At 71.5% G+C, this 25031-nt stretch carries 23 protein-coding genes; 10 read left to right on the forward strand and 13 right to left on the reverse strand.

Annotated elements, in window-relative coordinates; genetic code table 11:
* Positions 1-5 precede the first annotated feature (5 nt).
* The 7 genes from ACZ7OY_RS39815 to ACZ7OY_RS39845 all read right to left on the reverse strand — a co-directional run bounded on the left by ACZ7OY_RS39815 (position 6) and on the right by ACZ7OY_RS39845 (position 5377).
* Positions 6-338, reverse strand: coding sequence for a TcmI family type II polyketide cyclase (locus tag ACZ7OY_RS39815; RefSeq protein ID WP_351610564.1), 333 nt, complete (start codon positions 336-338; stop codon positions 6-8).
* Between the two features lie 86 nt (positions 339-424).
* Entirely contained in the window at positions 425-904 is a 480-nt protein-coding gene (locus tag ACZ7OY_RS39820) for an SRPBCC family protein (RefSeq protein WP_472250438.1), read from the reverse strand.
* Between the two features lies 1 nt (position 905).
* Positions 906-1163: an acyl carrier protein gene (locus ACZ7OY_RS39825; protein WP_351610558.1), complete on the reverse strand. Its 258-nt coding sequence runs from the start codon at positions 1161-1163 to the stop codon at positions 906-908.
* A 16-nt stretch (positions 1164-1179) separates the two neighbouring features.
* Positions 1180-2427: a ketosynthase chain-length factor gene (locus tag ACZ7OY_RS39830; protein ID WP_472250439.1), complete on the reverse strand. Its 1248-nt coding sequence runs from the start codon at positions 2425-2427 to the stop codon at positions 1180-1182.
* Positions 2424-3692: a beta-ketoacyl-[acyl-carrier-protein] synthase family protein gene (locus ACZ7OY_RS39835; RefSeq protein ID WP_472250440.1), complete on the reverse strand. Its 1269-nt coding sequence runs from the start codon at positions 3690-3692 to the stop codon at positions 2424-2426. Before ACZ7OY_RS39835 ends, ACZ7OY_RS39830 begins: the two co-directional genes overlap by 4 nt.
* Entirely contained in the window at positions 3689-4132 is a 444-nt protein-coding gene (locus ACZ7OY_RS39840; protein WP_351610550.1) for a cupin domain-containing protein, read from the reverse strand. Before ACZ7OY_RS39840 ends, ACZ7OY_RS39835 begins: the two co-directional genes overlap by 4 nt.
* A gap of 90 nt (positions 4133-4222) precedes the next feature.
* A complete protein-coding gene (locus tag ACZ7OY_RS39845) occupies positions 4223-5377 on the reverse strand; it encodes a SchA/CurD-like domain-containing protein (RefSeq protein WP_472250441.1) in 1155 nt (384 codons plus the stop codon).
* A 304-nt stretch (positions 5378-5681) separates the two neighbouring features.
* Between ACZ7OY_RS39845 and ACZ7OY_RS39850 the strand changes: the two genes are divergently transcribed.
* Complete coding sequence (locus ACZ7OY_RS39850; RefSeq protein ID WP_472250442.1) at positions 5682-7325, forward strand: FAD-dependent oxidoreductase; 1644 nt, start codon at positions 5682-5684, stop codon at positions 7323-7325.
* A 187-nt stretch (positions 7326-7512) separates the two neighbouring features.
* On the opposite strand, the gene ACZ7OY_RS39855 is transcribed toward ACZ7OY_RS39850, so the two are convergent.
* Entirely contained in the window at positions 7513-8493 is a 981-nt protein-coding gene (locus ACZ7OY_RS39855) for an ArsR/SmtB family transcription factor (protein ID WP_472250443.1), read from the reverse strand.
* Between the two features lie 88 nt (positions 8494-8581).
* Here ACZ7OY_RS39855 and ACZ7OY_RS39860 point away from each other — a divergent pair, with 88 nt between their 5' ends.
* From ACZ7OY_RS39860 to ACZ7OY_RS39875, 4 genes are all read left to right on the forward strand, one after another.
* Complete coding sequence (locus ACZ7OY_RS39860) at positions 8582-9883, forward strand: MFS transporter (RefSeq protein ID WP_472250444.1); 1302 nt, start codon at positions 8582-8584, stop codon at positions 9881-9883.
* Between the two features lie 11 nt (positions 9884-9894).
* Positions 9895-10404 carry a MarR family winged helix-turn-helix transcriptional regulator gene (locus ACZ7OY_RS39865; protein WP_351610536.1) on the forward strand — a complete coding sequence of 170 codons (510 nt, stop codon included), beginning with the start codon at positions 9895-9897 and terminating at the stop codon, positions 10402-10404.
* Between the two features lie 89 nt (positions 10405-10493).
* Entirely contained in the window at positions 10494-10832 is a 339-nt protein-coding gene (locus tag ACZ7OY_RS39870) for a DUF3817 domain-containing protein (RefSeq protein ID WP_472250445.1), read from the forward strand.
* A 76-nt stretch (positions 10833-10908) separates the two neighbouring features.
* Complete coding sequence (locus ACZ7OY_RS39875; protein WP_472250446.1) at positions 10909-12609, forward strand: acyl-CoA mutase large subunit family protein; 1701 nt, start codon at positions 10909-10911, stop codon at positions 12607-12609.
* 106 nt (positions 12610-12715) lie between these two features.
* Here the strand turns inward: ACZ7OY_RS39875 and ACZ7OY_RS39880 are convergent, their stop codons facing one another.
* On the reverse strand, positions 12716-13363 hold the full coding sequence (locus ACZ7OY_RS39880) for a TetR/AcrR family transcriptional regulator (protein WP_472250447.1): 648 nt from the start codon (positions 13361-13363) through the stop codon (positions 12716-12718).
* Between the two features lie 232 nt (positions 13364-13595).
* On the opposite strand from ACZ7OY_RS39880, the gene ACZ7OY_RS39885 reads away from it, so the two are divergent.
* From ACZ7OY_RS39885 to ACZ7OY_RS39900, 4 genes are all read left to right on the forward strand, one after another.
* On the forward strand, positions 13596-14567 hold the full coding sequence (locus tag ACZ7OY_RS39885) for a tetratricopeptide repeat protein (RefSeq protein WP_472250448.1): 972 nt from the start codon (positions 13596-13598) through the stop codon (positions 14565-14567).
* A 668-nt stretch (positions 14568-15235) separates the two neighbouring features.
* Positions 15236-15898 (forward strand): DUF6230 family protein, encoded by a 663-nt coding sequence (locus ACZ7OY_RS39890; protein ID WP_472250449.1) that lies wholly within the window; start codon positions 15236-15238, stop codon positions 15896-15898.
* Positions 15899-16012: 114 nt separating this feature from the next.
* Complete coding sequence (locus ACZ7OY_RS39895; RefSeq protein ID WP_472250450.1) at positions 16013-16627, forward strand: DUF6114 domain-containing protein; 615 nt, start codon at positions 16013-16015, stop codon at positions 16625-16627.
* Positions 16617-17957 carry a hypothetical protein gene (locus ACZ7OY_RS39900; RefSeq protein ID WP_472250451.1) on the forward strand — a complete coding sequence of 447 codons (1341 nt, stop codon included), beginning with the start codon at positions 16617-16619 and terminating at the stop codon, positions 17955-17957. Before ACZ7OY_RS39895 ends, ACZ7OY_RS39900 begins: the two co-directional genes overlap by 11 nt.
* Positions 17958-18042: 85 nt before the next feature.
* On the opposite strand, the gene pyk is transcribed toward ACZ7OY_RS39900, so the two are convergent.
* From pyk to pta, 3 genes are all read right to left on the reverse strand, one after another.
* Positions 18043-19467 (reverse strand): pyruvate kinase, encoded by a 1425-nt coding sequence (gene pyk, locus ACZ7OY_RS39905; protein WP_472250452.1) that lies wholly within the window; start codon positions 19465-19467, stop codon positions 18043-18045.
* 84 nt (positions 19468-19551) lie between these two features.
* Positions 19552-20778 (reverse strand): acetate kinase, encoded by a 1227-nt coding sequence (locus tag ACZ7OY_RS39910; RefSeq protein ID WP_472250453.1) that lies wholly within the window; start codon positions 20776-20778, stop codon positions 19552-19554.
* Positions 20775-22907 carry a phosphate acetyltransferase gene (pta, locus tag ACZ7OY_RS39915; protein ID WP_472250454.1) on the reverse strand — a complete coding sequence of 711 codons (2133 nt, stop codon included), beginning with the start codon at positions 22905-22907 and terminating at the stop codon, positions 20775-20777. Before pta ends, ACZ7OY_RS39910 begins: the two co-directional genes overlap by 4 nt.
* A gap of 283 nt (positions 22908-23190) precedes the next feature.
* Between pta and ACZ7OY_RS39920 the strand changes: the two genes are divergently transcribed.
* Entirely contained in the window at positions 23191-24216 is a 1026-nt protein-coding gene (locus ACZ7OY_RS39920; protein ID WP_472250455.1) for an ATP-dependent 6-phosphofructokinase, read from the forward strand.
* Here ACZ7OY_RS39920 and ACZ7OY_RS39925 read toward each other — a convergent pair.
* Positions 24213-24965 (reverse strand): XRE family transcriptional regulator, encoded by a 753-nt coding sequence (locus ACZ7OY_RS39925; protein ID WP_472250456.1) that lies wholly within the window; start codon positions 24963-24965, stop codon positions 24213-24215. The genes ACZ7OY_RS39920 and ACZ7OY_RS39925 overlap by 4 nt on opposite strands.
* Positions 24966-25031: the final 66 nt, after the last annotated feature.

Here is a 25031-nt window from a genome sequence, read left to right on the forward strand (position 1 = left end):
ACGCGTCAGGAGCGGCCGTCGCGCTCCCAGCGGTAGAACTCGTGGGCCATCGCGTCCTTCGGGCCGCGCCAGGTCGCCGGGTCGTACGCGCTCACGTACGCGGTGAGCCGGTCGCTGATCTCCTTGAAGGCCGGATGGCCGGCCACCTTCGCGATCGCGGGGCCGAGCGGGCGCTCGCCCTGCACGAGGTGCATGTACACGTCGTCGAACTGGAACAGGGTGCGGCGCGTGACGCCGATGAGGTGCGGCAGTTCGCCGTCGTCGGACTCCGCGAACACCTTCGCGATGTCCGGGGCCGAGCCCGGCGCCATCCGGGCCACGATCAGTGTCTGGTGCATCAGGGGGCGTTCCTCTCGGGGCGGCGAGCCGGGCGGACCGTCCGGACGGACGGTCCGCGGGCCGACAGGTGGGGACGAGGGGCCGGTCAGCCGTGGGTGACGGAGGCGGGCGCGCGCCGGCGGGCGCGCTGCTCGACCTTGTCCCGGATGAGCTGGAGCTGGACGACCGAGTTGCGGTTGATGTTCTCGGTCATCCAGGCGTCGTCCACGGGTGCGTCGGGCTTCATCTCGAAGTCCTGCGTCCAGTGCATCCGGGTACCGGCCGGGGTCTCCTCGTACACCCACTTGATGTTCATGTAGGCGAACGGGCCGGTCTCCACCCGGCGGGCCCTGACCATGAGCCGCTCCCGGTCGGGCTCACGCTCCGACACCCAGCTCCAGACCTTGCCGTTGTCGTCCGGGTGCATGGTGAGGCGGAAGGTGGTCTTGCCGTTCTCCCGGGACAGGACCTCGACGGAGGCGTACTCGCTGAACAGCTCCGTCCAGTTCTCGATGTCGTTGGTCATGTCCCAGACGAGATCCAGGGGAGCGGCGATGGTGATCTCGTTCTCGGTGTGTCCTGCCATGTCAGGCTCCTGCCACTACGTTGCTGTTGACGAGGTCGAGGAATTCGCGCGGGGTCCGGCAGCGCTCCGCGTCGGGCGGCAGCACCATGGCGTGGTTGTTCTCCAGCTCGCCGACGATGCCGAGCAGGCCGAGCGAGTCCAGCCCGAACTCGTCGAAGCCGGCGTCGAGCCGGAGCTCCAGCTCGTCGGCGACCACCGTGACGCCGGCCGCCTTCTTCATCAGCGCGGCCAGTTCCCGTGCGGTCAGTTGGTCGTCCATCTGTCTCTCCTTCTTCTCAGAGGGCATGGGCGCCGTGCCGCAGCACGAGGGCCGCGTTGGAGCCCATGAGTCCCCGGCTGACGACCAGGGCGGTGCGCAGCTGTGCGGGACGCGCCCGCCCGGTCACCAGGTCGAGGTCGTGGCAGGGGTCGTAGACGTTCGGCGTGGGCGGTACGAGTCCGTGTTCCATGGCCAGCACCGCCGCCGCGACGTCCAGCACCGGCGCCCCGCAGTACGCCCGGCCGATCCCGGTCTTGGGCGCCGTCACCGGCACCCGCCGGCCGTGCGCGCCCAGGACGTCGGCGATCGCCAGCGCCTCGGCACGGTCGGCCTCCGGTGTCCCGAAGGCGTCCGCGAACACGACGTCGACCTCCTCCGGGGCGCACCGGGCCTCGTCGAGCGCGACCCGGATCGCCTGGGCCAGCCCCTCCCGGGACCGCTCCCAGAGGGACGCGCCGGTGAAGGTCGCCCCGTGCCCGGCGATGAACGCCCGGACGGTGGCCTCCCGCTCCCGCGCCGCCGCCTCGTCCTCGACCACGATCATCGCGCCGCCCTCGGCGGGCACGAACCCGCAGGCGGCTGCCGTGAAGGGCCGGTAGGCGTGAGTCGGGTCGTCGCTGGTGCTGAGGTCGTCGTAGCCGAGCTGGCAGACCATCGAGTACGGCGCCAGCGGGGCCTCGGCGGCCCCGGTCACGACCACGCCGGTGCCCCGGCGCACCGCGCGGGCCGCGTGCGCCAGCGCGTCCAGGCCACCGGCCTCGTCGCTGGCCACCACGCCGCACGGTCCCTTGAACCCGCCGCGGATGGACACCTGGCCGGTGCTCGCCGCGTAGAACCAGGCGATGGACTGGTACGGACCCACGAACCGGGGACCCTGGCTCCACAGCCGCTGGAGTTCCCGCTGGCCGAACTCGCCGCCGCCGGAGCCCGCGGCCGTCACCACGCCGACCGCGAACGGATCCCGGTCGGTGTCGGCGCGGCCCAGCCGGGCGTCCGCCAGGGCGCCGTCGGCCGCGGCCATCGCGAAGTGGGTGAACCGGTCCGTCTGGACGAGGAACCGCTCCTCGACCAGTTCCGAGGGATCGAAGCCGCGGACCTCGCCCGCGATCCGCAGGGGCAGGTGCTCGCATCCTTCGCGGGTCACCCGGTCCAGGACGCTGACGCCCTCCTGGGTCGCCTTCCAGAAGGTCTCGGTGCTCAGCCCGTTGGGGGCGACGACGCCTATGCCGGTGACGGCGGCGCGCCGGGCTCGCTGTGACGTCATCGGGTCCTCCCGTCGGGCCGGGTGAGAATCACCGCGGACTGGAAGCCGCCGAAGCCGCTGCCGACGGACAGCACGTTGCGCAGCTTCGCCTTGCGCGCGGTGCGCGGCACGTAGTCGAGGTCGCACTCGGGGTCCGGGGTCGTGTAGTTCGCCGTCGGCGGCACGACCTGGTGGACCAGGGCCAGCACACAGGCCAGCACCTCGATCGCCCCGATGGCACCCAGCGAGTGGCCCACCATCGACTTGATCGAGCTCATCGGCGTCCGGTAGGCGTGATCGCCCAGCGACCGCTTCACCGCGGCCGTCTCGTGCCGGTCGTTCTGCTGCGTACCGGAACCGTGGGCGTTGACGTAGTCGATGTCCGAGCCGTCCAGCCGGGCGTGGGCGAGCGCGTCGTCGATGGCGCGCGCCATCTCCAGGCCCTCCCGGGTGAGACCGGTCATGTGGTAGGCGTTGCCGAAGGTGGCGTAGCCGCCGATCTCGCAGTACACGCGGGCCCCGCGGGCGCGGGCGTGTTCGAGCTCCTCCAGGACGAGGACGGCTCCGCCCTCACCCATGACGAACCCGTTGCGGTCCTTGTCGAACGGCCGGGACGCGTGCTCGGGGTCGTCGTTGTTCGGAGAGGTCGCCTTGATGGCGTCGAAGCACGCCATCGTGATCGGGGAGATCGGCGAGTCCGAGGCGCCGGCTATACAGACGTCGACCCGGCCCTCCTGTACGGCGTGGAAGGCGTAGCCGATCGCGTCGAGACCCGAGGTGCAGCCCGTGGAGACGGTCTGCACCGGACCGTGCGCCCCGAACTGCTCGGCGACCTCGGAGGCGAGGGCGCTCGGGGAGAAGGCGCGGTGCAGATGAGGAGCCGCCCGGCGGTGGTCGACATCCCAGCGTCGGCCCTTCTCGCTGACCGCCACGTAGTCGTTCTCCAGGCGCGTGGTGCCACCCACGGCGGTGCCCAGGGACACCCCCATCCGCCAGGGATCCTCCTTCTCCGGGTCGAGCCCCGCGTCGCTGACCGCCTCCCGGGCGGCCACCATGGCGAACTGGACATAGCGGTCGGCGCGCTCGGTCGTCGCCGCGTCGATTCCGTGGGCGGCCGGGTCGAAGTCGACCTCGGCCGCGATACGCGAACGCAGACCCGCCGGGTCGAAGAGCGTGATGCCCCTCGTCGCGGTGCGGCCGTTCGCCAGGAGGTCCCAGAACGCCGGTACGCCCACGCCGCCCGGGGCCACGATGCCGACGCCGGTGACCGCCACGCGCCGGGTCATGACACCGCCTCGACTCGCTCGGGCGTCAGGTGCATGCAGGCTCCTTCCGTCTCCTCGGTCACCTCGGTGTCGACGTGGCCGAGCTTGGGGCGCGGCGCCAGCGGGCCCAGGTGGAAGACCATCCGGGCCTCCACGCTGCCCACGTTGCGGAAGCGGTGGCGCATGTTGATCGGGATCAGCAGGCCCTGGTCGGCCCGGATCGGGAAGGTCTCGCCGTCCAGGTCGACTTCGAGCTGACCGCTCACGACGTACACGAACTCCTCGGAGTACGGGTGGTAGTGCTCGCCGATGCGGTCGCCGGGCTGGACGATGGCGAGCCCCATGAAGCCGGACTTGGCGCCGACCGCGGTGGGCGTGAGCATCGCGCGCAGGTCACCTCCGCGCCGGGTGTTGGGCTCGGTCTCGCTCAGGTCCACGATGCGTGGGCGGGGCGTGGTCATGTGTTTCCTCCGGTTGGTGGGTACGGCCGGCCCGTCGGCCGGTGCCGACGGAGCCTGCGTGTCCGGCCGCTGACCGGGCCGGACCCGCCGTCAGGCGTCCGACGCGGTGCGGTCGGTGACGAGCTTCATGTCGGACCGCTCGATGAACCGGGCCAGGTCCTGCTCGGTGACCGGCGCGCCGTCGACGCCGAGCGCGTTGCCGTCGAGCAGCCGGCTCAGGACCGCTCCGTTGCGGCCGCCCGTGAGACCGAGGGTCAGGACGGGGTCGTGCGCGAGGTCGCCCCGTACGTCGACCAGTCGCACGACGATGTCGTCGCGCTGGAAGATCGTGCTGCAGTGCACGGGGTTCGCCGGGTCGTCGGCCGCCGCCTCGTCCTCGCGGGCCAGCAGCCGGGCCAGGGCCATACCGGAGCCCTGCTTGGCCGGGTAGAACAGCGCGTGCCGCTTGACGTCCTGGGGCTGTCCGGCGCCGACCGCCACGTGGTGCACCGCGGGCAGCGCCGCCCGGGTGAAGAAGAGCCGGGCCGATCCCGGGTCGCTGAGGTCCCGGTCCTGCTCCAGATAGGGGTTGATGGCCTCCTCGACCGCCCGGACCTCGGGCTGCCGGGACACGTGGCGCAGCGCGGCCATCAGGTCGCCCTCCACCTCGATGGCCCGCACGACCCGGTTGCCGTGCATGAACAGCGAGGTGCGGCGCAGCCGGGTGTTCTCGTCGACCTGCGCCCGCGGCGAGGAGTAGCCGGCGAGGAGATCGGCGACGATCCGCTCGCTGCCCGGCTTCACGGTGAAAGTGAGGGCGTGGCGTACCACGCCGTCGCCCACCCGGGCCGTAGCCTGGAAGCGGCCCTTCTCCGACTCGGGCAGCGCCGGGGCGACGTTGCCCGTCTCGCGCAGCACGCTGAAGCGCAGCGAGCGGGTGTCGCGCACGCAGCTGTGCAGCGGCTGGACCGTCTCGACGTGCTCCTCGCTGTTGACCCAGGCGAGGAACGGCGGCGCGCTCTCCCACTCACTGGTGATCAGCCACTGCGAGGGGTTCTCGATCGACTGGCACAGCTGGTCGCTGATGTGGCCGGGGACGGAGGCCACCTGGTTGCGCATCTGCTCGTAGGCTTCCAGGAACTGCTTCTGGGCGCCGTCGTGAAGGTCCAGCAGCAGGATGACCCGCAGCCGGGAGCCGTCGAAGGCGGACTGCGACACCCGCTCCGAGATCCGCTGCGAGGCCCGGCGCGAGACACGGTCCGACACGCGTTCCGACACACGTTCCGATACACGTTCCGAGATTGACATCCAGCACACATCTCCTCAGTGACTTTCCGGGGCGCTCCCGGTGCCGGGAGCGGCGAACGGCCCGGACCCCGATCGTGGTTCGGTCCGCAGGGCGGCGCGACTCGCGTGAACCACGTGGGTGACCACCCGGGCGAAGCGGGTGACGTACGGGGTGACCAGTCGGGTGAATGAGGCGAGCGAACCCCTCCCGCCGGGGCATGGAAGCCCTGTAGCCGGGGGTCCATGGAAGCCCTGTAGCCGGGGTCCGCTGCTGGAGGCATTGATGACCGAAGAAGTCGAGCATCACGTACCCGTACTCGTCGTGGGCGGGTCCCTCGTGGGACTGTCCGCCTCACTGTTCCTGGGCCGACTCGGCATCCCGCACCTGGTCGTCGAGAAGCACGCGGGCACCTCCAGACACCCTCGCGGCCGCGGCAACAACGTGCGCACGATGGAACTGTTCAGGGTCGCCGGGGCCGAGCAGCAGATCCGCGAGGCCGCCTCGACCCTGGCCGACAACCACGGCATCCTCCAGGCCCCTTCCCTGACCGGCGGCGCGGGCGAGTGGCTGTTCAAGGAGATCGACCCGGGCGGCGGCCTGGCCCGCTTCAGCCCGAGCGGCTGGTGCCTGTGCAGCCAGAACGACCTGGAACCGGTGCTGCTCAAGTGCGCCCGCGACCTGGGCGGCGACATCCGGTTCTCCACCGAGCTGATCTCCGTCGGGCAGGACGGCGAGGGGATCACCGCGGTCGTGAAGAACCGGGACAGCGGGCAGCACACCACCGTGCGCGCCGAGTACCTCGTCGCGGCCGACGGTCCGCGCAGCCCGGTCCGGGAGGGGCTGGGCATCGGCCAGACGGGTCCGGGCGACCTGTTCCACAACGTGAGCGTCACCTTCGACTCCCTCAAGCTCGCGGACGCGGTCGGCGACCGGCGCTTCATCTGCTGCTACCTGACCGCCCCGGACGCGGACGGCGCGCTGTTGCCGGTGGACAACGTGGAGAAGTGGGTCTTCCACGCGCCCTGGCACCCCGAGCGCGGCGAGACGCTGGAGGACTTCACCGAGGAGCGCTGCATCGCCCACATCCGCCGGGCCGTCGGCGTCCCGGACCTGGACGTGCGGATCACCGGCAAGGCGCCCTGGCACGCGGCGCAGCGGGTCGCCGAGCGCTACTCGGCCGGCCGGATCTTCCTCGCCGGGGACTCCGCCCACGAGATGTCACCGACCGGCGCGTTCGGCTCCAACACCGGTATCCAGGACGCGCACAACCTCGCCTGGAAGCTCGCCGCCGTGCTCAACGGCTGGGCGGGACCCGGCCTGCTGGAGTCCTACGAGGCGGAGCGCAAGCCGGTGGCCCTGGCCACCAGCGCGCGGGCGGCGGCCCGTTCGGTGGAGCACAGCCACCCGGGCTACGCCCCCGCCCCCGGCGCGGGTGGCGCGGGCGGCGCCCGCCAGGGCGGTGTGCTGAAGGTGGCCCTGGGCTACCGCTACCCCCGCGGCGCCGTGGTCGGCACCGACCCCGAGGGCCCGGTGGTGCCCGACGAGATGGCGATGACCGGTGAGCCCGGCAGCCGCGCCCCGCACATGTGGCTGCTGCGCTCCGGCGTGCGGACCTCCACCGTCGACCTGTACGAGACCTCGTTCGTGCTGCTCAGCGGCGCCGAGGACACGGCCTGGCACACGGCGGCGCAGCGGGTCGCCGAACGGCTCGCGGTACGCCTGGAGTCGTACCGCGTCGGCCGGGGCCCGCTCGCCGACCTCGCCCCCCAGGACGGCACGGACTGGTCCGTGCTGCACGGCACGACACCGCGGGGCGCGGTGCTGGTCCGGCCCGACGGATATGTGGCGTGGCGGTCGCAGGACGCGGTGGCCTACCCGGAGAAGACCCTGTACGACCTCCTGGCCGGGCTGCTCGACCTGGTCTGAGCGCCTGCTCGAGCACCTGGCCCGAGCACCTGGTCCGAGCGACGTGGCACGGACGCTCGTCCGCCGGCACGGGCGCGGGCGCGGGCACGGGCGCGGGCACGGGCGGAGGCGAGCGGGCGCGGGTCAGCGGGCGCGTGCTGGGGCGAGGGGCACTCCCCTCGGGACCCCTGGCACCCTCTGCGGGCGATCAGCCGCCCGAGGCGAGGGCGATTCCCAGGGGTGTCCGCTCGTACAGCACCTGATGGCCGTACCGCCGCGCGGTCAGCAGGCCCGCGTCGCGCAGCGCGGTCAGATGCGCGGACACCGACGACGGCGCGAGCCCCAGCCTGGGCGCGAGGGCCGAGGTACTGGCGGGCTCGTCCAGCGCCGTCAGCACGGCGGCCCGGCCGCGGCCCAGCAGCCGGACCAGCGCGTCGGGCAGCCGGTCGGCCGGCTCGGCCCACAGCCCGCCGATGCCCCGCGCCGGGTAGACCAGCGTCGGCTGCCAGGGCGGCTCGAAGCCGCTGATGACGTCCGGCCAGCTGAACACGCTCGGCATGAGCACCAGCCCCTGCCCGCCGAGGTGCCGCTCGTACTCGATGTGCGTCTCGACGGTCAGCGTCCCGGCGTGCCAGCCGCAGCGCCGGTTGACCTCCGGCAGCAGCCCGCCCAGACCGACCTCGGCCAGCCGGCGCGAGTGGAAGGCGATGTCCGCCTCCAGCAGCGCCCGCAGCCGGGGCCAGTCCGGCGCCAGCAGGGTGTGCCAGACCTCCTCCAGCGCGTCCGACAGCTCCCGGATCATGCGGGCCGGGTCCGCCAGCCAGGCCCGGCCGCGCGGCGAGTCGAGCGCGCCCGGGGTGTCCGCGAGGGAGCGGGCCGTGTCCGCGCGGGCCGCCTCCGGATCGGCGGCGCGCACCGCGGCGATCTCCTCCTCGAAACCGGCCGCGGGGCCGATCGGCGGCGCGCCCAGCCAGTCGGGGGAGTGGCCGCGGCGCGGCATCACCAGCCACAGCCCGCTCAGGTCGAGCGTGTCGGCCGCCGCGCGGATCCGGCGCAGCCAGTGCGCGTGGTAGCCGTGCCGGTCGGACCGCTTGAGGGTGCGCACCGCCTCCTGCGTCTCCCACAGCGGCGAGAGCGCGAACCGGCAGCGCAGGAAGTCGTCCTCGCCGAAGTGCAGCCGCATCGGCACGACCCCACCACCTCTCCCCGTCCGGCCTTCGATTCGGTCTGAGCCGAAACTCTACGACCGTCCGCGCGCCGGACCGCACCCTGCTGCCATGCCGGAAGAACCCCAGACCACGACGACACTGCCGGAGACCCCCGGGCCCGCCGCCCCCGAGCCGACCGCCGCCCCCGCGCCCACGGGATACGCCCGGGTCTTCGCGGTCCGCGAGTTCCGCGCCGTCTTCGCCGCCCACCTGCTGTCCATGCTCGGCGTGGTCGTCGCCGAGATCGCGCTGTCCGTCCTGGTCTACGACCTGACCGGCTCCCCCCTGCTGAGCGCACTGGCCTTCGCGCTCGGCTTCCTGCCCTACCTGATCGGCGGCACCCTGCTCGCCGGGGTCGCCGACCGCCACCCGGCCCGCCGTGTGCTGGTGGTGTGCGACCTCGTCTGCGCCGGCTGCGTGGCGCTGATGGTGACGCCGGGCGCGCCCATCGCCGTACTGCTGGCCCTGCGCTGTGTGCTCGCCGTCGTCTCACCGGTGTTCTCCGGGACCCGGATGGCCACCCTCGCCGACATCCTCGGCGACGGCGACCTGTTCGTCCTCGGCCGCTCCCTGCTGCGGATCGTCGCGCAGAGCGCGCTGCTCGTCGGCTACGGACTGGGCGGCCTGCTGCTCACCGTGGTCTCCCCGCGCCACGCGCTGCTGGTCACCGTCGGCACCTTCCTCGCCTCGGCGGCCCTGCTGCGGCTGGGCACCCGGCGCCGCCCGGCCCGCGCCCGCGGCACCGGCGCGCTGGTGGGGGACTCCCTGCGCGGGGCCCGGCAGGTGCTCGCCGACCGCCGGGTACGGGTCCTGCTGCTGCTGTCCTGGGTGCCGCCGATGTTCTCCGTGGCACCCGAAGCCCTGGCCGCGCCGTACGCCGACGGCCTCGGCGCCGGCTCCACCGGCCTGGGCCTGCTGATGTGCGCCCTGCCGGTCGGCACGATCGCCGGGGAACTGTTCGCGGGCGCCCGGCTGCGGCCCGCCACCCGCGAGCGCGTCGCGCTGCCGCTGGTCTGCCTCACCCTGCTGCCCTACCTCGGCTACGCCCTCCACCCCGGCCTGGCGCTCTCCCTGCTGCTGCTCCTCGTCGCGGGCGCGGGCTCCGCGTACACGCTCGGCGTCGACCAGTGGCTGGTGCGGGACGTGCCGGAGGAACTGCGCGGCCGGGCGATGACCCTGCTGACCGCCGGACTGATGACGCTCCAGGGCCTGGGCATGGCGCTGGCCGGTGCGGCGGCCGAGGTGGCGGGCGTGCGGGCGGCCGTCGCGGGGGCCGGGGCGCTGGGCGCGGTGTGCTGCACGCTGCTCGCCGTGCAGGCCCGCCGGACCGAAAGGCGAGACAGGGCTGACCGCGATATGACCGACGGGTAATGTCTGACGACGTGCCGAAGCCCCTCAGCCTTCCCTTCGATCCCATCGCCCGCGCCGACGAACTGTGGAAGCAGCGGTGGGGAAGTGTGCCGTCGATGGCCGCGATCACCTCGATCATGCGCGCGCACCAGATCCTGCTCGCCGAGGTCGACGCGGTCGTCAAGCCCTACGAGCTGACGTTCGCGCGCTACGAGGCGCTGGTGCTGCTCAACTTCTCCAAGGCGGGTGAGCTGCCGATGTCGAAGATCGGCGAGCGGCTCATGGTGCATCCGACGTCGGTGACGAACACGGTGGACCGGCTGGTGCGCTCCGGCCTGGTGGACAAGCGCCCCAACCCCAACGACGGCCGCGGCACCCTCGCCACCATCACCGCCAAGGGCCGCGAGGTGGTCGAGGCGGCCACCCGCGACCTGATGGCGATGGACTTCGGGCTCGGGGTGTACGACGCCGAGGAGTGCGCGGAGATCTTCGCGCTGCTGCGCCCCCTGCGGGTCGCCGCGAACGACTTCGACGACCGGTAACCCACCCGGTATTCCACCCGGTGGCCCCGGCGTGGCCCCAGCGTGGCCCCGGACAAGATCTCCCGGAACGGACGGTTACGCTCGTCGGCATGAAGAAAAGCGTGCTGACGCGCTACCGCGTCCTGGCCTATGTCACCGGCGTGCTGCTCGTCCTGCTGTGCCTCGCCATGATCGCCAAGTACGGCCTCGACGTCGACGGCGCCGCGGACGTCACCCGGGTCGTCGCGATCGCGCACGGCTGGCTGTACGTCGTCTACCTGGTCTTCGCCTTCGACCTCGGCTCCAAGGCGAAGTGGCCGGTCGGCAAGCAGCTGTGGGTGCTGCTGGCCGGGACCATCCCCACGGCCGCCTTCTTCGTGGAGCGCGGGATCAGCCGCGAGCTGGAGCCGACGGTCGCGGAGGGTTCCCCCGCCGTCGCCAAGGCGTAACCGGTACCGCCGTACGGGTGTCCGTGCGGCGGTTCTCCATCGACGCTTACTAGGACGTCCTAGTAAATTTGCAGGTATGGACGCCGACGCGATCGAGGAGGGCCGCCGACGCTGGCAGGCCCGGTACGACGCCGCACGCAAGCGGGACGCCGACTTCACCACGCTCTCGGGCGACCCGGTGGAGCCGGCGTACGGACCCCGGCCCGGGGACCACTACGGGGGTTTCGAGCGGATCGGCTGGCCCGGGGAGTACCCCTTCACCCGCGGGCTGTACCCGACCGGCTACCGGGGGCGCACCTGGACCATCCGGCAGTTCGCCGGGTTCGGCAACGCCGAGCAGACCAACGAGCGCTACAAGATGATCCTCGCCCACGGCGGGGGCGGGCTCTCCGTCGCCTTCGACATGCCGACCCTGATGGGCCGCGACTCCGACGACCCGCGCTCGCTGGGCGAGGTCGGGCACTGCGGGGTCGCCGTCGACTCCGCCGCCGACATGGAGGTCCTGTTCCGGGACATCCCGCTGGGCGAGGTCACCACGTCGATGACGATCAGCGGTCCGGCCGTCCCGGTGTTCTGCATGTACCTGGTCGCGGCCGAGCGGCAGGGCGTGGACCCGGCCGTCCTCAACGGCACGCTCCAGACGGACATCTTCAAGGAGTACATCGCCCAGAAGGAGTGGCTCTTCCGGCCCGAGCCGCATCTGCGCCTGATCGGCGACCTGATGGAGCACTGCGCGGCCGCCATTCCCGCCTACAAGCCGCTGTCCGTCTCCGGCTACCACATCCGCGAGGCCGGTTCGACGGCCGCGCAGGAGCTGGCGTACACGCTGGCCGACGGCTTCGGATACGTGGAGCTCGGGCTGAGCCGCGGGCTCGACGTGGACGTCTTCGCCCCCGGTCTGTCCTTCTTCTTCGACGCGCACGTCGATTTCTTCGAGGAGATCGCCAAGTTCCGTGCGGCCCGCCGGATCTGGGCGCGCTGGCTGCGGGACGTGTACGGCGCGAAGTCCGAGAAGGCGCAGTGGCTGCGCTTCCACACCCAGACCGCGGGTGTCTCGCTGACCGCGCAGCAGCCGTACAACAACGTGGTGCGTACGGCGGTGGAGGCGCTGGCGGCGGTGCTGGGCGGCACCAACTCGCTGCACACCAACGCCCTGGACGAGACCCTCGCGCTGCCCTCCGCGCAGGCGGCGGAGATCGCGCTGCGCACCCAGCAGGTGCTCATGGAGGAGACCGGCGTCGCCAACGTGGCCGACCCGCTGGGCGGTTCCTGGTACGTGGAGCAGCTCACCGACCGGATCGAGGCGGACGCCGAGCAGATCTTCGAGCAGATCAAGGAGCGGGGGCTGCGGGCGCACCCCGACGGACGGCACCCCATCGGGCCGGTCACCTCCGGGATCCTGCGCGGGATCGAGGACGGGTGGTTCACCGGGGAGATCGCGGAGGCGGCCTTCCGCTACCAGCAGTCCCTGGAGAAGGGCGAGAAGCGGGTCGTCGGCGTCAATGTGCACACCGGCTCCGTCACCGGCGACCTGGAGATCCTGCGGGTCGGCCACGAGGTGGAGCGCGAGCAGGTGCGCACCCTCGCCGGCCGCAGGGCGGCACGGGACGACGCGGCCGTGCGGGCGGCGCTCCAGGCGATGCTCGCCGCCGCACGCGACGGCTCGAACATGATCGGCCCGATGCTGGACGCGGTACGGGCGGAGGCGACCCTGGGGGAGATCTGCGGGGCGCTGCGGGACGAGTGGGGGGTGTACACGGAGCCCGCGGGCTTCTGACGCCCCGTCGGGCCGCCGGTGCCCCGTCGCCGGGGCCCGGTGGGCGGGTGCGCGTTCAGACGGACTGTGCGCGAGACGGACTGCGCGCGAGACGGACTGTGCGCGTTCAGGCGGACTGCTGCGGGCCGGTCAGGCCCAGCAGCAGCACCCTGGTGAAGCTCCGTACCCATTCCTCGTCCGCCGGTTCGGCGCTCACCAGGGTGCGGTGCACCACCGCGCCCGCGACCACGTCGAAGATCAGGTCTACCGTGCGGGCGGCCTCCTCGGGGTCCGTCTCGGGGGGCAGTTCGCCGCGGGTCTGGGCGCGGGCGCGGCCTTCGAGGACGAGTCGCTTCTGGCGTTCGACGATCGACGTCCGGATGCGTTCGCGCAGCGCGTCGTCGCGGGTGGACTCCGCGATCACCGCCATCAGCCCGCTCTTGGCCTCGGGCCGGGCCAGGATCGCGGCGAACTGGAGGACCACTCCCTCGATGTCTGCGGCCAGGGAGCCGCGGTCGGGCAGCCGGAGTTCGTCGAAGAGCTCGGCGACGGCGTCGACCACGAGTTCGTTCTTGCCGGCCCAGCGGCGGTAGAGCGTCGTCTTCGCCACCCCGGCGCGGCTCGCCACGTCCCCCAACGCGAGCTTCGACCAGCCCAGTTCGACCAGGGCCTGCCGGGTCGCGGCCAGGATCGCGGCGTCCGCGGCGGCGTTGCGCGGGCGGCCGGGGCGGCCGGGGCGGCCGGGGCGGCCGCAGGACGGGGTGAGGCGGTGCATCCCATGACCATAACCGGCCGGTTCGGTGCGGCCGTGAGGGAGATCACCGGAAATCGGTGTCGCGTACCCCCCGGCTGCCATTACGCTACGACTCGTAGCGAAAGCCTGTGACGGACGTACACGGGCGACGACCACAGGCGCAGGGTGGGGACCCGGCGCCGAACAGCACACAGCCGGACCGGGCTGCCACATCGTTTTTCACTCATGCGCGGGAACGGGGGAGGATAGACGCATGCAGCCACGGAACATGTCCATGAGCGGCGTCGTCGACCTCGCCGCGGTGAAGGCGGCCCAGGAGGCCAAGGCCAAGGCCGAGCAGACGCGCGCGGAAGCGGCCCGCCACGGCGGGACGGGAGCCGTCTCCCCGGCCGACCTCGTCATCGACGTCGACGAGGCCTCCTTCGAAACCGATGTCCTCCAGCGCTCCGCCGAGGTTCCGGTCGTCATCGACTTCTGGGCCGAGTGGTGCCAGCCCTGCAAGCAGTTGAGCCCGGTCCTGGAGCGCCTGGCGGTCGAGTACGGCGGGCGCTTCCTGCTCGCCAAGATCGACGTCGACGCCAACCAGATGCTCATGCAGCAGTTCGGGATCCAGGGGATCCCGGCCGTCTTCGCCGTGGTGGCGGGACAGGCGCTGCCCCTCTTCCAGGGTGCGGCCGGCGAGGAGCAGATCCGTCAGACGCTCGACCAGCTGGTGCAGGTCGCCGAGCAGCGCTTCGGTCTGACCGGTCTGACCGTCGACCCGGACGCCGAGCCGGGCGGGGGGCCCGCCCCGGCGGTGCAGGAGGGGCCGTACGACGCACTCCTGGAGGCCGCCGTGCTGGCGCTGGACTCGGGTGACCTGGGCGGTGCCGTCCAGGCGTACAAGAACGTGCTGAGCGACGACCCGGGCAACCCGGAGGCCAAGCTCGGGCTCGCCCAGGCCGAGTTGCTCCAGCGGGTGGCGGACCTCGACCCGCAGGAGGTGCGCAAGAACGCGGCCGAGCGGCCGAAGGACGCGGCGGCGCAGATCGCCGCGGCCGACCTGGATCTGGTCGGCGGGCATGTCGAGGACGCGTTCGGGCGGCTGATCGAGACCGTGCAGCGGACGGCGGGGGATGACCGGGAGGCCGTACGGCTGCGGCTGCTGGAGCTCTTCGAGGTCGTCGGGGCCGAGGACCCGCGGGTCGCGACGGCGCGCCGGGCGCTGTCCCGGGCGTTGTTCTGAGGGGGGCGCGGGTCGTCCCCGGGCGGGGTACGGGCCCGGTTCTGACCTGTCGCTAAACGTCGGGGCGAGTGTTGCCCGAGTGAAAATTCCGCCATCGAGGCGCCACGGCGGCCGCGCTTTACCAAATCTTGGTAATCGCGGCCGCTGTTACTTCCAGTAAGTCACAGGCGTTGTTCTGTCGGGATCTGTCCTGAAATCGATGGCTCTGAACTGCCCGTAAGTGCCACCCAGCGTCGCGGAACGAGACCTGTGGGTCGTCCTACGGTTATCGCCCCGTTACTAGCCAGTAACGAACCCCCTTGTGCGGGCGGCCAGAATGCACCACGATCGGCGACGCTCGGTCCATTCCCGTACCCCCGACAGCCGGTCGGGCCCACGGGACACGGTGGGTCCCCACCGGGCAGAACCGGCGGCAGTGACGCCGGTTCTCGGACAGGGGGGTCTTCGCCCAGGGCGAAGCCTGTCCGGCAGGGTTGTGCGTGATGTGTGTCAGGCGCGACCAGTGGTTGTCGCTCGGGGGTGATCGCCGGTGATCCAGGCGCGGTAGCGCCGCCGGATCCGGGCGCTCTCCTTCCCGAGGACGTAGCACTTCTCCCATCGCTGCTCGGCCGAGCCGCCGAACAGGGCGATTCGGAGGGCAGGCGATGTACGTCCGAGAAGGAGGAAATATGGAGTCCCAGGTGCGTGGCGGGACCAGATGGAAGCGGTTCGCTGTGGTCATGGTGCCCAGCGTCGCCGCCACGGCGTGTATAGGCATCGCCCTCGCGCAGGGTGCGCTCGCCGCGTCGTTCAGTGTGTCGGGTCAGTCGTTCAAGGTGACGGCGGACGAACTCCACGGCAAGGGCTTCGTCCAGTACGGTGCCATCGACTTGGAGACCGACGTCAAGAGCGGGGACGACGTCCACCCCGTCGCGGTGTCCTCGTTCAAGAGTGCCCACATCCAGAACATGTGCCAGTCGGTCGTCACGCCGAACGTCCCGTTCTTCGGGTCGGCCACGCTGACGCTGAGGGCAGGCGACAGCAAGGCCGAGGACAAGCAGGTCTCGGCCGACAACCTGTACATCGACGTCGAGGACCTCGGCGCCGACAAGGCCGTGTTCGGCGGGATCGACATCGGTGTGGCCGCCGGCAACACCGGTGCGGACAAGGGCGGCAAGGGTCCGGGCATGAAGGGCGGCAACGAGCACGCCGACCCCAACGGTTTCGCCCAGCAGGCGGACACGGCGGACCTGTACGGCGTGCACCAGACGGCGTGGGCGACCACCGCCGGCACCTTCACGCTCCCCGGCCTCAGCATGAAGATCTCCACGGGTTCCCACCCGTGCTACTGAGCACACGTTGACGGGTGGGGGGCCGCCGGCGCCCCACCCGCCACTCTCCACGGGTCTCTTCCACCCGCGGTACACATCACCACCAAGCAACGCCGCACCAGGGAGCTGTTTTCCATGAGCGCCGAGACCCCTGCCGCCGTACCCGGCCTTTTCACCCGCCGGAGGCAGCAGTTCCGCGCCTGGCGTGGAACTCGCCCGTTCTGGGCCGGGCTGTTCGTCATGTTCGGCGGCATTCCGATCATGTACTTCCCGTACGCACACCTGCACCTCGGTCATCTGACGCTGGCGATGTCCACCACCGCGGGCGCCGGTTCTCTGATCATCGGTGTGCTGCTCGTCGTCCTGGGCTTCAGCCTCTGGTACCAGAAGCACGTGCAGGTCTTCGCGGGTGTCGCGGCGATCCTGCTCGGACTGGTGTCCCTCCCGGTGTCCAACTTCGGCGGTTTCATCGTCGGTTTCCTCTTCGCCCTGATCGGCGGCGCGATGGCCGTGTCATGGGCGCCCGGCGCGCCGCCCGAGGCGGAGCCGGCCGAGGAGCCGGGCGTCGGTGCGGGCGACTCCCCGGAGAGCGCCGCCGACGGTGACGACGCTCCCGAGGCCGCGGCGCACGAAGCCCCGTACGGCGAAGGCCCGGTGTTCACCAAGGACGCCGACGTGACGGGCGAGACCAACGATCTGTCAGGAACGATTTCGGCCAACGGGGCGAACGGGAGGCACAGTGTCGGCTGACGAGGTGACTCACGAGACGGACGCGGAAGCGTCGCTTGTGAGAACCGGGCCGCGCCACGCGGCGCCCAAGAGGCCGCTGTTCACCAGGTTCCAGGTACCGGCCGGCAAGGCGATGGCCATCGCGGCGATGCCGACGGCGGTCCTCATGGGCATGGGGCTCACCCCGACGCTCGCCCGCGCCGACGAGCAGCCCGCTGCCAAGAGCCTGACCGCCGAGGAGTACAAGGACTGCGTCGCGGCGATGGCGGACTCCACCGCCTCGGCCTCGCCGACGCCCTCCGCCTCGGCGAGCGCCACCGAGTCGGCCGACTCCGCGAAGGACGACGCCAAGGACTCGGCGGCGAAGCCGTCCGACGCGGCCGACTCCTCGGGCAAGTCGGACACCTCGGGCAAGTCCTCTTCGTCGGATTCAGGTTCCGACGACAAGGCCGAGCCTGCGCCGTCCCAGACGTCCGCCGCGAGCGATACCTCCGCGTCCGGCGGCGACACCGCCACGGCGACTCCTTCGGCGTCCGCGACCAGCGGCAACCTGCTGGAGACCATCGGGGACACGCTCAAGGACGTGCTCACCGGCGGCAAGAGCGACACCGGGAGCGCCACGCCCACCCCGACCGCCTCGGCCTCCGCCACGGCGGCCGACGGTACGGACAAGGGCGCGTCGGACAAGGGCGCGTCGGACACCGTCAAGGCGACGACCAAGAAGGCCGTCGACACGGTGGACGACACCGCGACGAAGGCCGCCGACACCGTGTCCGAGACGGTCGGCGACGCCAAGAAGGCCGACGACGACCAGGGCGAGGACGAGGACGGCGCCACGCCCTCCGCGAGCCCCTCCCCGAGCAACAGCACGGACGTCGCCGACTGCCCGGTCGCCACCGAGGATGAGAGCGGTGTCGACAACAAGCTCGCGCTGCCCGACGACCCCTGGTACCTGAGCTCCAGCGCGCTGACCCTGAAGGGTGCCTCCTACAAGGGCATCGTCGAGGTCAGGACGGCCGACGGCACGAAGAAGAAGGTACTGAAGTACGTCATCTCGGGCGGCACCGACATCGTCGACCTGCACCAGACGGTGAAGGACAAGGCGTCCGGCAAGACCTACCACGTGCAGGCGGCCAAGGGCTCGAAGTCCACCATCACGGACGGCGACACGGTGATGTACACCGAGAGCATCTCCGGCAACCTGTTCGGACTGGTCCCGGTGACCTTCAGCCCCGACAGCCCGCCGCCGCTGGACATCCCGCTGATCTTCTTCACCGACGCCAAGGTCGTCCAGGCCGGCCAGTTCGGCGGCACGCTCACCGTCCCCGGACTGCACAGCTACATCGACTGAGCGTCGTCGCAGACCCGTCCGGGAGCCGCACACGAGAGCGCCCCCTGCCTCACCGGCAGGGGGCGCTCTCCTGTGACGCGGACCGTCAGTCGCTCTCGCCCAGGTGGTGGACGCGGACCATGTTCGTGGTGCCGGCGACGCCGGGCGGCGAGCCGGCCGTGATCACGACGATGTCGCCCTTGCTGAAGCGGTTGAGCTTGACGAGCTCCTGGTCGACCAGGTCGACCATCTCGTCGGTGCTCCCCACGAACGGCACGATGTGCGACTCGACGCCCCAGCTCAGGGTGAGCTGGTTGCGGGTGCCCTCGTCGGTGGTGAAGGCGAGGATCGGCTGCGTCGCGCGGTAGCGGGACAGCCGGCGGGCCGTGTCACCGGACTTGGTGAAGGCCACCAGGCCCCGGCCGCCGAGGAAGTCGGCGATCTCGCAGGCGGCGCGGGCGACCGAACCGCCCTGCGTGCGAGGCTTCTTGCCGGGGACCAGGGGCTGCAGGCCCTTGGACAGCAGCTCCTCCTCGGCCGCCTGGACGATCTTCGACATCGTCTTGACGGTCTCGACCGGGTACGCGCCCACCGACGACTCCGCGGACAGCATGACCGCGTCCGCGCCGTCCAGGATCGCGTTGGCGACGTCGGAGGCCTCGGCGCGGGTCGGGCGGGAGTTGGTGATCATCGACTCCATCATCTGGGTCGCGACGATCACCGGCTTGGCGTTGCGCCGGCACAGCTCGATCAGGCGCTTCTGCACCATGGGGACCTTCTCGAGCGGGTACTCGACGGCCAGGTCGCCACGGGCCACCATGACGGCGTCGAACGCCGCGACGACGGCGTCCATGTTCTGCACCGCCTGCGGCTTCTCCACCTTGGCGATGACCGGGACCCGGCGGCCCTCCTCGTCCATCACCCGGTGGACGTCCTCGACGTCCTTGGCGTCGCGGACGAAGGACAGCGCGACCATGTCGCAGCCCATGCGGAGGGCGAAGCGCAGGTCGTCGATGTCCTTCTCGCTCAGCGCGGGCACGTTCACGGCCGCGCCGGGCAGGTTGATGCCCTTGTGGTCGGAGACGACACCGCCCTCGATGACGATCGTCCGCACCCGCGGACCCTCGACGTCCAGCACCTTCAGCTCGACGTTGCCGTCGTTGATCAGGACCTGGTCGCCGTGCGAGACGTCGCCCGGCAGGCCCTTGTAGGTCGTACCGCAGATGTGCTTGTCACCCGGGACGTCCTCGGTCGTGATGACGAACTCGTCACCGCGCTCCAGCTCCACCGGGCCCTCGGCGAAGGTCTCCAGACGGATCTTCGGGCCCTGGAGGTCGGCGAGGACGCCGATGGCCCGGCCGGTCTCCTTGGAGGCGGCCCGGACGCGGTCGTACCGCCCCTGGTGCTCGGCATGGCTGCCGTGGCTGAAATTGAACCGGGCCACGTTCATGCCGGCCTCGATCATGGAGACGAGCATCTCGTGGGAGTCGACCGCGGGGCCGAGAGTACAGACGATTTTCGAACGGCGCATGGGGCGATCCTATCGGTTTGTTTCGCTCCGGAATATTCCGTCTGGCGGAAGATACAAATGGGCGGGTCGGCGCTCAGGCGTGTATTACTCGCCGGTAATTGCCTGGCCGTTCTTTCCGACCAACGCGTAGGTCTGTGTGGCGATCTCCAGTTCCTCGTCGGTCGGCACCACGGCGACCGCCACCCGCGCGCCGGCGGGCGAGATCAGCCGGGGTGCGGCGGCACGTACGGCGTTCAGCACGGGGTCGACGGCCACGCCCAGTGACTCCAGGCCCGAGATCGCGGCCTCGCGCACGGACGCCGCGTTCTCGCCGACCCCGGCGGTGAAGGTGATCGCGTCCACCGTGCCGAGCACGGCGTAATAGGCGCCGATGTACTTCTTCAGCCGGTGAATGTAAATGTCGAAGGCGAGCCGGGCCTGTTCGTCGCCCTCGCCGATCCTCCGGTCGATCTCGCGCATGTCGTTGTCACCGCACAGCCCGACCAGTCCGCTCCTCTTGTTGAGGAGAGTGTCGATCTCGTCCGTGGACATTTCGCCAACACGCATCAAATGGAAGATGACCGCCGGATCCACGTCACCGGAGCGTGTTCCCATCACGAGTCCCTCCAACGGCGTCAGCCCCATGGAGGTGTCCACGCACTTGCCGCCCCGCACCGCGGACGCGGACGCCCCGTTGCCCAGGTGCAGCACGATCACGTTCACGTCCTCGGGATCCCGGCCGAGGAGTTCCGCCGTCGCCCGGGACACATAGGCGTGCGAGGTCCCGTGGAACCCGTACCGCCGGATCCGGTGCTCGTCGGCGGTCTCGACGTCGATCGCGTAGCGGGCGGCCGACTCGGGCATCGTGGTGTGGAAGGCGGTGTCGAAGACGGCGACCTGCGGAAGGTCGGGGCGCAGGGCCCGCGCCGTGCGCAGGCCGATCAGGTTGGCCGGGTTGTGCAGCGGCGCCAGCGGGATCAGCCGCTCGATCTCGGTGAGCACCTCGTCGTCCACGACCGTCGGCCGGGTGAACCGCTGCCCGCCGTGCACCACGCGGTGCCCGATCGCGGCCAGTTCGGGCGAGTCGAGGCCGAGGCCGTCCTTGGCCAGTTCCTCCGCCACGGCCTTGAGGGCGGCCGCGTGGTCGGCGACCGAACCGGCCCACTCGCGCGGCTCGCCGGTCGCCAGCGGTGTGTGCCTCAGCCGTGAGGAACCCTCGCCGATGCGCTCGACGAGGCCCACCGCGAGCCGGCTGCCGTCGCGCATGTCCAGCAGCTGGTACTTCACCGACGAGGAGCCGGAGTTGAGGACGAGGACTCGGGTCGGTGTCACTGGGCGGTCGCCTTCTCGCTCGGGACGCCGGGCAGGTCCACGGACAGGCCGGGGAGCGGCTGGGGGATCTGGGCCTGGATCGCCGTGATGGCCACGGTGTTGACGATGTCCTGGACCAGCGCGCCCCGGGACAGGTCGTTGACGGGCTTGCGCAGCCCCTGGAGCACGGGGCCGACGGCGATCGCGCCGGCCGAGCGCTGCACGGCCTTGTAGGTGTTGTTGCCGGTGTTGAGGTCCGGGAAGATCAGCACGCTGGCCTGGCCGGCCACCTCCGACCCGGGCAGCTTGGTCGCGGCGACGGTCGGCTCCACGGCCGCGTCGTACTGGATGGGCCCCTCGATCCTGAGGTCGGGGCGCCGGGCGCGGACCAGGGTGGTGGCCTCGCGCACCTTGTCGACGTCGGCGCCCGAGCCGGACGTGCCGGTCGAGTACGACAGCATCGCGATCCGCGGCTCGACGCCGAACCGCTCGGCGGTGGCGGCGGCCTGGATGGCGATGTCGGCCAGCTGCTCGGCGTTCGGGTCGGGGTTCACGGCGCAGTCGCCGTAGACGAGGACCTTGTCGGCGAGGCACATGAAGAACACGGACGAGACGATGTCGGCGTCCGGCCTGGTCTTGATGATCTCGAAGGCGGGCCGGATGGTGGCGGCCGTGGAGTGCACGGACCCGGAGACCATGCCGTCCGCGAGCCCCTCCTGCACCATCAGCGTCCCGAAGTAGTTGACGTCGGCGACCACGTCGTACGCCAGCTCCACGGTCACGCCCTTGTGGGCGCGCAGCCGGGCGTAGTGCTCGGCGAAGGATTCGCGCAGTTCGCTGGTGGCCGGGTCGATCAGAGAGCAACCGCCCAGGTCGATGCCGAGGTCGGCGGCCTGCTTGCGGATCTGGTCGACGGGGCCGAGCAGGGTGAGGTCGCACACGCCCCGGCGCAGCAGCACCTCGGCGGCGTGCAGCACCCGCGGCTCGGTGCCCTCGGGCAGCACCACCCGGCGCCGGTCGGACCGGGCCTGCTCCAGCAGCTTGTGCTCGAACATCATCGGGGTGACCCGGTCGCTGCTCGGCGTGGAGACCCGGCTCAGCAGCCCGGCGGTGTCGACATGGCGCTCGAACACGCCGAGCGCGGTCTCGGCCTTGCGCGGGGTGGCCGCGTTCAGCTTCCCCTCCAGGGAGAAGAGCGCGGCGGCGGTGGGGAAGCTGTTCCCGGGCACCGAGAGCACCGGGGTGCCTGGGGCGAGGCGGGCGGCGAGGGTGAGGACCTCGCCGCTGGGCACCTCGTCGAGGGTGAGCAGGATGCCCGCTATCGGCGGGGTGCCGGCGCTGTGCGCGGCCAGCGTGCCGACGACGAGGTCGGCGCGGTCCCCGGGGGTGACCAGCAGGCAGCCCGGGGTCAGGGCGGTGAGGAGGTTGGGCAGCATGGCACCGCCGAAGACGAAGTCCAGGGCGTCCCGGGCCAGTCCCGAGTCGTCGCCGAGGATCACCTTGGCGCCGAGGGCGTGCGCGATCTGGGCGACGGTGGGGGCGGACAGGGCCGGCTCGTCGGGCAGGACGTAGCAGGGGACCGGCAGCCGGGACGTGAGCCGCTCGGCGATCTCGTCCCGGTCCTCCCGGGCCACCCGGTTGGTGACCATCGCCAGGACGTCGCAGCCGAGCCCGTCGTACGCCCGGTAGGCGTTGCGGGTCTCGGCGCGCACGGACTCGGGCGACTGGTTGCGGCCGCCCACGACGGGGATGACCGAGGCCCCGAACTCGTTGGCGAGCCGGGCGTTGAGGGCGAGCTCGTCCGGGAGCTGGGTGTCGGCGAAGTCGGTGCCGAGGACCAGGACGACGTCGTAGTCGCGGGCGACCTGGTGGAACCGGTCGACGAGGACGGAGACCAGTTCGTCCGTGCCCTGCTCGGCCTGGAGGGCGGTCGCCTCGTGGTAGTCCATGCCGTAGACGGACGCCGGGTCCTGGGTGAGCCGGTACCGGGACCGCAGCAGTTCGAACAGACGGTCCGGTCCTTCGTGGACGAGCGGACGGAACACGCCCACTCGGTCGACCTGCCGGGTCAGGAGCTCCATGACTCCCAGCTCCACGACCTGGCGGCCGTCCCCGCGGTCGATCCCGGTCACGTACACGCTGCGCGTCACGCGTGCTCTCCGTTTCATGGCGTCGGCTGTGGCATGGCGTCAGCTGCCCGGGTGCTCTTCGTGGCGCGGAAGATGGCCCGCTGAGGCGAGCAGAACCCTCTTGACAATACCCCGGGCGCTCTATAAGGCGCCCGCCAGGATTCGTCCCGGTCCGTCCCGTCGTATCGACCTGTACAGGCAGGATGAATATGAGCGGATGCCATGAAAAGCGACATCGTCTCAGGGCCATGAAACAATCGGATCGGCTCACCGGTGTACAGAAGCGAGCAGGAGACACAGCACGATGCGTATCGGAGTTCTCACCGCAGGCGGCGACTGCCCGGGCCTGAACGCAGTGATCCGGTCGGTCGTGCACCGAGCGGTCACGCAGTACGGCGACGACGTCATCGGCTTCGTGGACGGCTTCCGCGGTCTCCTCGACGGCCACCACGTCGACCTCGACCTCGACGCCGTCGGCGGCATCCTGGCTCGCGGCGGAACCATTCTCGGCTCCTCCCGGCTGGAGCGCGACCGGCTGCGCGAGGCCTGCGAGAAGGCCACCGACATCGCCCGCGACTTCGGTATCGACGCGCTCATCCCGATCGGCGGCGAGGGCACGCTCACGGCGGCGCGGATGCTCTCCGACGCCGGTCTGCCGGTCGTCGGGGTCCCCAAGACCATCGACAACGACATCTCCTCGACCGACCGCACGTTCGGGTTCGACACGGCCGTCGGCGTCGCCACCGAGGCGATGGACCGGCTGAAGACCACGGCCGAGTCGCACCAGCGCGTGATGGTCGTCGAGGTCATGGGCCGACACGCGGGCTGGATCGCGCTGGAGTCCGGCATGGCGGCGGGCGCGCACGGCATCTGCCTGCCCGAGCGGCCCTTCGACCCCGGCGACCTGGTGAAGATGGTCGAGGAACGGTTCGCCCGCGGCAAGAAGTTCGCCGTGGTGTGCGTGGCCGAGGGCGCCCACCCGGCCGAGGGCACCATGGACTACGGCAAGGGCGCGATCGACCAGTTCGGCCACGAGCGCTTCCAGGGCATCGGCACCGCGCTGGCGTACGAGCTGGAGCGGCGCCTGGGCAAGGAGGCCCGGCCGGTCATCCTCGGCCATGTCCAGCGCGGCGGCACGCCGACCGCCTACGACCGGGTGCTCGCGACGCGGTTCGGCTGGCACGCGGTCGAGGCCGCGCACCGGGGCGACTTCGGGCAGATGACGGCACTGCGCGGGACCGACATCCGGATGGTTCCGCTGGCGGACGCGGTCACCGAGCTCAAGACCGTGCCCACGGACCGCATGGACGAGACGGAGTCGGTCTTCTAGGACCTCTCCCCGGCACCTCCCGGACGCGCCCAGGACTCGTCCGGGAGGGTGGCGAGGACCCACCAGAAGTGCTCGACGATCCGGTCGAGGAACTCCCGGCCGCCGTCTCCCCGGTCGTCGGCCGCGCCGCCGTACGGGTCCGATGCGACGGCCGCCCCCTCGCGGTAGCCCTCCCGCAGCGCCGTCAGCGCGGCCTCCAGCGGACGGCGGTCCACCGGCACCAGACGCGCCACCGCCCGCACCCGGGGCGCCCGGCGGCTCGTGACCGCGCCGCGCAGCAGCTGGGCCAGGCCCGGCTCGCGCCCGGTGACGGCGACGAACTCCGGCAGGGTGAGCTCCAGCAGGCCGGCGAGCAGCGCGGCCTGCCGTTCGGTGCCGCGCCAGGTGTCGCTCTCCTCCATCCCCGAGTACGCGATGAACTCGAGCCCGACGGCCCGTGCGACGTCCTCCGCGGACAGACCGCGCGCGAGGCGGTGTTCGCGCAGGCTCCTGGGCCGGCCGGCGAGCTCGCCGGAGGAACACCACAACACGCCCGCCAGGGCCGTGACTTCGGACCCCGTGGGGGTCGACAGCCCGCGTTCCCAGCCGAGCACGAGATCGGGCGTGACGTACGTCAGGCCGTACGAGGCGCGCAGTCCGTAGGCGACGTGCTCGGGGCCCATGCCGAGTGCGGTGCGCAGCCGACGGGCGGCGGAGGCGTCGAAGGGCGGGCCGGACTGTCGGCTCTGACTGGCTGTTGATCGGCGCACGGCCACAACGTAGGGGGGAGGCGGGTGCGGTGGCTACGGGTTGTCGGGACGGGATCACGGATTGTA

The sequence above is a fragment of the Streptomyces sp. NPDC107559 genome, assembly GCF_055657365.1.

What these genes read in the sequence shown, in the direction of transcription:
- ACZ7OY_RS39920 (WP_472250455.1), top strand. Translation starts at nt 23,191, where the DNA reads ATGCGTATCGGAGTTCTCACCGCAGGCGGCGACTGCCCGGGCCTGAAC.
- ACZ7OY_RS39850 (WP_472250442.1), top strand. Translation starts at nt 5,682, where the DNA reads ATGACCGAAGAAGTCGAGCATCACGTACCCGTACTCGTCGTGGGCGGG.
- ACZ7OY_RS39875 (WP_472250446.1), top strand. Translation starts at nt 10,909, where the DNA reads ATGGACGCCGACGCGATCGAGGAGGGCCGCCGACGCTGGCAGGCCCGG.
- ACZ7OY_RS39890 (WP_472250449.1), top strand. Translation starts at nt 15,236, where the DNA reads ATGGAGTCCCAGGTGCGTGGCGGGACCAGATGGAAGCGGTTCGCTGTG.
- pyk (WP_472250452.1), bottom strand. Translation starts at nt 19,467, where the DNA reads ATGCGCCGTTCGAAAATCGTCTGTACTCTCGGCCCCGCGGTCGACTCC.
- ACZ7OY_RS39870 (WP_472250445.1), top strand. Translation starts at nt 10,494, where the DNA reads ATGAAGAAAAGCGTGCTGACGCGCTACCGCGTCCTGGCCTATGTCACC.
- ACZ7OY_RS39880 (WP_472250447.1), bottom strand. Translation starts at nt 13,363, where the DNA reads ATGCACCGCCTCACCCCGTCCTGCGGCCGCCCCGGCCGCCCCGGCCGC.
- ACZ7OY_RS39815 (WP_351610564.1), bottom strand. Translation starts at nt 338, where the DNA reads ATGCACCAGACACTGATCGTGGCCCGGATGGCGCCGGGCTCGGCCCCG.
- ACZ7OY_RS39840 (WP_351610550.1), bottom strand. Translation starts at nt 4,132, where the DNA reads ATGACCACGCCCCGCCCACGCATCGTGGACCTGAGCGAGACCGAGCCC.
- ACZ7OY_RS39860 (WP_472250444.1), top strand. Translation starts at nt 8,582, where the DNA reads ATGCCGGAAGAACCCCAGACCACGACGACACTGCCGGAGACCCCCGGG.
- ACZ7OY_RS39835 (WP_472250440.1), bottom strand. Translation starts at nt 3,692, where the DNA reads ATGACCCGGCGCGTGGCGGTCACCGGCGTCGGCATCGTGGCCCCGGGC.
- ACZ7OY_RS39885 (WP_472250448.1), top strand. Translation starts at nt 13,596, where the DNA reads ATGCAGCCACGGAACATGTCCATGAGCGGCGTCGTCGACCTCGCCGCG.
- ACZ7OY_RS39820 (WP_472250438.1), bottom strand. Translation starts at nt 904, where the DNA reads ATGGCAGGACACACCGAGAACGAGATCACCATCGCCGCTCCCCTGGAT.
- ACZ7OY_RS39830 (WP_472250439.1), bottom strand. Translation starts at nt 2,427, where the DNA reads ATGACGTCACAGCGAGCCCGGCGCGCCGCCGTCACCGGCATAGGCGTC.
- ACZ7OY_RS39895 (WP_472250450.1), top strand. Translation starts at nt 16,013, where the DNA reads ATGAGCGCCGAGACCCCTGCCGCCGTACCCGGCCTTTTCACCCGCCGG.
- ACZ7OY_RS39825 (WP_351610558.1), bottom strand. Translation starts at nt 1,163, where the DNA reads ATGGACGACCAACTGACCGCACGGGAACTGGCCGCGCTGATGAAGAAG.